General features: G+C 55.7%; 2 protein-coding genes. Both read left to right on the forward strand.

The features are described 5' to 3' along the window. Positions 1–1,325 (forward strand): RHS repeat-associated core domain-containing protein (locus ABJK56_RS20140; RefSeq protein WP_347246483.1); only part of this gene is annotated, 1,325 nt, incomplete at its 5' end. Between the two features lie 9 nt (positions 1,326–1,334). Then, positions 1,335–1,802 carry a hypothetical protein gene (locus ABJK56_RS20145; RefSeq protein WP_347246484.1) on the forward strand — a complete coding sequence of 156 codons (468 nt, stop codon included), beginning with the start codon at positions 1,335–1,337 and terminating at the stop codon, positions 1,800–1,802. The last annotated feature ends 181 nt before the right edge of the window (positions 1,803–1,983 follow it).

The raw sequence follows: 1,983 nt of genomic DNA on the forward strand, positions 1-1,983 counted from the left end.
ACCCCAACGGGAATATGGTGCTGCGGGTGGAGGTCTCGGGCACCCAACGCATCACTTACACCCAGGGGTGGGACGCCGAGAACCGGCTGGCCGTGGTGACCAACACCGTCGCCGGGCAGGTTACGCGGTTCGTGTATGACGGCGACGGGAACCGCATCCTGCGCATCGGCCCCGATGGCACCACCGTCTACATTGGGGAGTACTACGAGCGGACTGGGGGCACTGTCCGCAAGTACTACTACGCCGCCGGGCAGCGGGTGGCGGTGCGGGTGAACGGCACGCTGTATTTTCTGCACGGCGACCATCTGGGGAGTGCGACCTTAACAACGGATGCCAGCGGCAACCGGGTAGGCGAACTGCTGTATACCCCGTATGGCGGAGTGCGCTGGGCCTGGGGCACCTTCCCCACCGACCGCCGCTTCACCGGCCAGCGGCAGGAGGGCTTCGGGCTATATGACTACCGAGCGCGTTTCTATTCGCCCGGCCTGGGCCGCTTCGTCAGCGCGGATACGATTGTGCCCAATCCCGGCGATCCCCAGGATTTGAACAGATACACGTATGCCCGCAATTCACCACTGATTTACGTGGACTCTGATGGGCATTTTCCGTGGTTGGTGATTCCTGCTTTAGTCATTGTGGCGGTAGTTTGCACTCGCTCAACGGTGGATCCTGTTCTGGTTAGAGAAGTGAATTACATTGAATCACTGCATGTGGCGGCTTCCACGGACGTAGATGCGCTGGTCGAGATGTTTCGCACTGACCAACTGCGTGGGGCTACGGTCCAGGAGAGATTTACTGTGATCCTTGATCACACCAGGTTATTCCCTGGATTGTATACGGCCGGAGGGTTTGGCGAGGCAGGGCTAAATACAGAGTTCCAAGATGGCTATCTCTATGAACAGTACTGGGGTGGTGAAACCAGGCAGATCGGTCATTTCCTCACGGCTGCCGCCTTTGGCTACAGGGCAAGCCAGTATTCAGATCCACAGGAATTTCTCACTCGGCTAGCCGTTGGACACGAGATAGTGGGTGATCAGGGGGCTCCTGTATCGTGGATTAGGCAATTTATCGCCGCAACTCCCGAAGCGCGCAACTTGTTTCGCCAAGCAATCGAGGCGGATACTGCAGGCAAGTATGAACTGAGAGACGAATACTTGAGGCAAATTTTGATGCTCAACAGCGCCTCTCTGGCAAACCGGCAAGGAAATAGTTTAGAAGATTTGCGGTTGACAGTTCGGGGGTGGCGCTTTGGGCAGATGATCGCATCAGGTCAGTTTGCCTCGCTTGAGGAAGCAGCACAGTGGCTTGATGACAATCTTCGGTAAGGGGGAAAGATGCGCTCGAAATTGTTTCCTATTGTGCGTGGATTGATGGGAGGGTTCATTATCTCCCTGATCAACGGCTTTTCGTTGCCGTTATTGTTTGAGTTGTTCGTGTTGATATTGAGTATCCTCAAAACTGGCCATTGGTATGGCCCGATAGCAATAGCGGAGTTGTGGTTTATACAATTCGTGTTCGGCTTTGGCTGCTCGCTGCCTCCTGGTCTGGTGGCAGGCGTAGTATTGAGTGTAGTGCTATTTTCCTTGCCGCCGCGTACAACAAGTTGGTTAAAACTATCCGTCGGGGCAATAGCAGGAGTTATAATGACGATATTTTATGTAATGTTGCTCTCTTTTTTTGAGATCGTAAATGTTGACGAAAGCAGTTTATGGGCAGCGTTTATTTTGATTGAGGAAATTGGCATTTATGGTTGGGTTGCCTCCCGATGGGGCCGTCGTGGTGTCATCCGAGGAAGCGGTTGACCTGCACAGCGACCACCTGGGGAGCGCGACGGTGGCGACCGACGCCGGCGGCAACCGCGTGGGAAAGTTGCGCTACACGCCGTACGGCGTCACGCGCTACGAGTGGGGCAACACACCAACGAACCGGCTCTACACCGACCAGCGCTGGGACTCCGCCCTGGGTCTCTACGACTACCGGGCC

It is taken from the genome of Thermogutta sp. (assembly GCF_039793925.1).
Lineage (GTDB): Bacteria > Planctomycetota > Planctomycetia > Pirellulales > Thermoguttaceae > Thermogutta.

Bases quoted from the DNA above. Each gene is read 5' to 3' on its own strand.
- ABJK56_RS20145 (WP_347246484.1), top strand. From the start codon at position 1,335: ATGCGCTCGAAATTGTTTCCTATTGTGCGTGGATTGATGGGAGGGTTC.